The 4,614-nt window shown below is 39.8% G+C and carries 4 protein-coding genes and 3 pseudogenes; 1 reads left to right on the top strand and 6 read right to left on the bottom strand.

What is annotated here, in order from left to right:
- From ACFVSH_RS23165 to ACFVSH_RS23140, 6 genes and pseudogenes are all read right to left on the bottom strand, one after another.
- Positions 1-201 (bottom strand): annotated as a pseudogene (locus ACFVSH_RS23165) (alkaline phosphatase); the annotation flags it as partial.
- A gap of 294 nt (positions 202-495) precedes the next feature.
- A pseudogene (locus tag ACFVSH_RS23160) lies at positions 496-606 on the bottom strand (SDR family NAD(P)-dependent oxidoreductase); the annotation flags it as partial.
- Positions 607-807: 201 nt separating this feature from the next.
- A complete protein-coding gene (locus tag ACFVSH_RS23155; protein ID WP_387708045.1) occupies positions 808-1,269 on the bottom strand; it encodes a beta/alpha barrel domain-containing protein in 462 nt (153 codons plus the stop codon).
- 18 nt (positions 1,270-1,287) lie between these two features.
- On the bottom strand, positions 1,288-2,313 hold the full coding sequence (locus ACFVSH_RS23150) for an LLM class flavin-dependent oxidoreductase (protein ID WP_387708043.1): 1,026 nt from the start codon (positions 2,311-2,313) through the stop codon (positions 1,288-1,290).
- A gap of 256 nt (positions 2,314-2,569) precedes the next feature.
- The gene (locus ACFVSH_RS23145; protein ID WP_387708041.1) at positions 2,570-3,535 is read right to left on the bottom strand and encodes a TIGR03571 family LLM class oxidoreductase; all 966 of its coding nucleotides are present in this window, start codon (positions 3,533-3,535) and stop codon (positions 2,570-2,572) included.
- A gap of 20 nt (positions 3,536-3,555) precedes the next feature.
- Complete coding sequence (locus ACFVSH_RS23140; RefSeq protein ID WP_387708047.1) at positions 3,556-3,879, bottom strand: ArsR/SmtB family transcription factor; 324 nt, start codon at positions 3,877-3,879, stop codon at positions 3,556-3,558.
- A gap of 386 nt (positions 3,880-4,265) precedes the next feature.
- Between ACFVSH_RS23140 and ACFVSH_RS23135 the strand changes: the two are divergent.
- A pseudogene (locus ACFVSH_RS23135) lies at positions 4,266-4,479 on the top strand (MocR-like pyridoxine biosynthesis transcription factor PdxR); the annotation flags it as partial.
- Between the last annotated feature and the right edge of the window lie 135 nt (positions 4,480-4,614).

Raw genomic sequence — 4,614 nt, 5'->3', positions numbered from 1 at the left:
ATATTTTACATCAACGGTTGCAGTTGTATATGTTTTTACCATTTCATCGATAGTAGCTGGTGCTTTCATTCCATTAAATTTAACAGATTCAATTTTACTATTTTCCTTCGCAGTAGCTGCTGTCGGTGATAGTGCTGGAACTGAAATAGCTAAGGCAAGTGCTAAAGTAGCTCCTGTTTTCACAATTTTCTTATTAATCATCTAATGATTCCTCCAAGGTGATTTATATTTTACAATTCAATTAAACCAAAATTATATAAATATACTGTTAATTTTTTATATTAATATTATTAATTCCACAAGGGGGCTGTCCGATAAGTCCATAAAATAAAGCAAGTGGAGAAAAATAGGTTGTTTTTCTCCACCTGCTTTTGAATTTTTATAATCCTTTTCTGAAAGTAGTTGGCGATTGTCATATGGTTTGAAAGTAGGGGATAGTTGTCTTTTGAAGTCTTTTTTTCCTTATATTAATTTACTACTTCACCACGGCCACAAATTACAACATTGGTTGGTGCCTTCCTTGGCAAACGCGACAGCAATTGCTTTTCCAATACCTTTACTGCCGCCTGTCACGAGTGCTTTTTTATCTTTTAATCCCAGGTTCACTTTAGATACAATCCTTTATAGGCGTCTATTGTTGATTATATTTAACAATAATTTCTATTCATAAACAAATGAACTATGGCTGATTTTCTGCTCTAATACTCAATAAAGGAGGGAAACCACTAAGATGGTTTCCCTTTAAAATGTTCCGTCTTGTTTAGTATAAGGTATATTCTTATACTTGCTGAGCAAGGACAATTATCATCATGATTCCCATTTTTTGTTGAACAATTCAAGGAAGCAGAGATGAAATGAGATAAGTGAACTCCTTATACAATAGGAAGCCAGGGATGCCAGTATAGTGCTCCCACATTTCATCAGAAATAGCCAGTTCTTTTTGATCTTTTTTAGATAATGGAGTAAGGATTTCGTCTTCTTCACTGGCTTGTACTTTTGTACCCACTGAGGTCCCATTATCAATTCCCTCCCTAAAGCGATTAAAGGTACACCTATTGCAAATGCTTTCATCACTTCATCGGGTGTCCGCAGCATCCCAACACCCATCACAGGAACACGATCGCCGACATGCTCATGGATCATAACAACTCGGGGTGTCTGATTGTTATCATCACAGATTGATCCGTTCCAAAAGCCGCCGACAGAAATATGGAGATAATCCAGGTCCTGGTCCGCTAACTTGTCCACTAATTGCAACGTTTCTTCCATGGTGATGCCAGTTTTGACCTATTTTAGCTGAGTAATTTCTGCCAATATTTCATAGGAATGGAGGCGGGCCTTATGATCGTAAACCTGGGCGATTGCCATAATTTCATCGGCTTGACTTTCATCCAGAACCTTTTCCAGCTTTTCTTTTACGATTTGAGGACTGCCGACAATCGAAGTTCCTAATTGATTCTCAAGGGCAGCTATTTCATAGTCGCTCGCTATATCATTAATATTATCCACTGGCGGCTGCAATGGGACTTCCTTCCCGCGCATCAAATTCAAGAACTGCTGCTGCAATGTTGTAGCGAGCCGCTCAGCTTCTTGATCTGTATCGGCCGCAATGATGTTTAGCCCTACCATTGCATGCGGCTTGTCCAGTACTTTAGAAGGCTTAAACGAACGGCGGTACAGCTGGATAGCCGGCAGTGTGTTATGCGGCGAGAAATGGCTCGCAAATGCAAACGGCAGTCCAAGCTCTCCTGCCAGTTGGGCACTGTATCCGCTCGAACCTAACAGCCAAATAGGTATGTTTAATCCCTCACCCGGAATTGCTCTAACATGACTATATCCTTGTGCCAGGGAAGGGTCAAAGTAATTCCGGAGCTCAGCCAGCTGCTCAGGGAAATCTTCTCCTGAACTTCTCAAGTCACGTCTTAATGCACGTGCGGTAAGCTGATCAGTGCCTGGTGCACGGCCCAAGCCAAGATCAATACGTCCTGGATATAATGATTCCAGAGTACCAAATTGCTCAGCAATAACAAGAGGTGCATGATTCGGCAGCATAATGCCGCCTGAACCTACCCGGATTTTTGATGTACCCGCTGCAACATGGGAAATGACTACCGATGTTGCAGAGCTGGCGATAAATGGCATATTATGATGCTCAGCGAGCCAATATCGGTTATACCCCAGCTTTTCAGCGTGCCGGGCCAGCTCCAAAGTATTGCGAAAAGAATCAGCCGGCGTCCTTCCATCTGCAATTGGAGAGAGATCCAGGACCGAGAATGGAATATCCGTAATTTGTTTTGTATGATTTTCAGGCATATGCTCATCTTCTTTCTTTAAAAATTTTGTTTCAAAACTATAAAAGAATTTACAGGTTGTATTCTTTGTCTTCTTTTACTGCTTCAATCTAAATCACATTAATTTAACTGATTTAATATCTGCAGAAAATACATCCTTTAATCCTTTATTAGACTAGACACTGTTTAATTTACTGCAGCCTGAGCCAAAATTTCATAAGAGCGCAGCCGTGCCTCTCTTTGTCATAATTCTTCCTCCTTTTATATAATTAAATTTTTTAAAGCTGGCCTGTACCTTTATGGGTTGGGAAGTAGGGTAAAACAAATTCTCCAAGTTCCTGGATTACTTCCTCTGGAGGGCGCTTGGAAAAATACAGAACAAACGCCAAATGGTTGACACCAATCGCTTGAAATTGATGAAGTAAATCAACTAAACGGTTTCTTCCCACGGAATAGCCTAAGGGTATGGGCACAGGCATTTCATCGGGATTTTCCAATAAATTGATGAACAAGCTTTGAGAGAAGGGTTTAAAATCTCCTGGAGCATGAACTTCAGTTAAAGCACGATAATCCTGGATAAGCTGCGCCTGTTGAATAATGCCTCTTGGATATTGAAGCCACCCATCCCCATTCATGGCTATCCAATTGATAGACTGATTGCTAAATCCAGTCACCATGGTCGGAATCGAAGATGCAGGCTTTGGGATTAACCTCATATCTGTACCATCGATAAGCCCGGCGTGGCTGTGGATTGTCGGCTGATCCTCTTTTAACAGCCGGTCGAGAATTTCGAAATTTTCTTTAAATAACGGACCGCTTTCTTGCTTAGATATCCCTAAAGCTGTAAAGTCTTTTTCCCTGTCCCCTGATGCCACTCCCATAATCAATCGACCTGGAAACAATTGATCGATTGATGCAGCTTCCTTGGCTACCCTGACGGGGTGGCGCAAAGGGAGAACTACACTTCCTGTCACTAACGCAATGTGCTTCGTATAGGCAGCAAGATACGTCAAATAAATCCATAAATCGAACTTTTGGCCGTTATCATCAATATTCAAATTCTGCATCGTAATATCACGGAGCCATAATGAAGCAAAGCCATATTCCTCAATTTTACGGGCAAGCTCCAGCTGATTCTCCATAATCGGATTTTTAGACATCCTGGCAGTCGGGAGGATAAATCCGAGTGTCATTTTGTCTTTCTGGTACATGCTGTTATAGGCACGATGATTTTGAAAACTCACTCTTGCTCCTCCTTAAAAGGTTATATTTTTAAGCCTATATACTTTTCAAACTGTTTAATGGTTTCCTCATTGCGTCGATAATAAGTCCATTGTCCGATTCGATTCATTTCCACCAGACCGCTTTGTAATAGGATAGATAAATACTGGGAGGTAGTGGACTGTGATAGTCCTACTTTGCTGCGAATATCACTAACACAAACCCCGCCATCAAAGCCCTTTTCTTTGATGACATGGGCCTGCGGGGAAAAGTTATTATCAGGTTCTTTCAACATTTGCAGAATATTTACTCTGATTTGATTTGACAGAGCCTTGAAAATTTCAACTGCCTGTTCGTCATTTATCATATTTGATTCCCGATTCAACGGTGCCCGCCCCTTTCTGTCTGTCTTATTAAAATCTATTTTGCTTGGAATGCGTATAAACTAATCGAACAAAAGGAATTCGATAATTTGCGATATCTCTATATTATTTTCCTTTATACCCAAAATCAAATTTTATGCTTTGGACAGGGCAAGGAAAAGGCTTTAAAGGAACTACACAAATTAGCTTAGAGAACAGGTGGGAAAGAGATGAGGATTATTTTGCCCATCTTTTAAATGGTTTGAGTTGGTATATAGCTTTGAAAATCAAGACTTTAAAAGCATAGGTGAAGAACCTTCTGATGAAGATGATGTTATAGATGACGATACAATGTCTATGGATTTTGTTGCTTCGTTTGGAATCCTTGTAAACAACGTTTTCGAACAAGGGTTATTTAACAGGTTTACACCTAATTGTTGAATGGAAAGATTCCCATTTTTTAAAGTTACTAGAAGAAATCAAAAAATTTGGAGTTGGATTTATCCAGTAGAAAATCATACTATAGAAAAAGGGAAACATCCTAATCGAATTATTTTAGGGTTTGGGCATCAAAAAATGAAGAAATAAAAGAAGGCGTAATCAGATTTATATCAAGCAATATATAACGGTAAATCCAAAAGTAACAGCCGAACTTCCTTAGAGAAGGAAATCGGCTTTTTTGATGTCGAATTATGCATAGCGTATGTTATCCGCGTTTTGCTACCTGGACTCCTATATGC

The sequence above is a fragment of the Peribacillus sp. NPDC058002 genome (genome assembly GCF_042886655.1).
Lineage (GTDB): Bacteria > Bacillota > Bacilli > Bacillales > DSM-1321 > Peribacillus > Peribacillus aracenensis.
This window is presented reverse-complemented; position numbering and strand designations above follow the sequence as displayed.

Bases quoted from the DNA above. Each gene is read 5' to 3' on its own strand.
- ACFVSH_RS23155 (WP_387708045.1), bottom strand. From the start codon at position 1,269: ATGGAAGAAACGTTGCAATTAGTGGACAAGTTAGCGGACCAGGACCTG.
- ACFVSH_RS23150 (WP_387708043.1), bottom strand. From the start codon at position 2,313: ATGCCTGAAAATCATACAAAACAAATTACGGATATTCCATTCTCGGTC.
- ACFVSH_RS23140 (WP_387708047.1), bottom strand. From the start codon at position 3,879: ATGATAAATGACGAACAGGCAGTTGAAATTTTCAAGGCTCTGTCAAAT.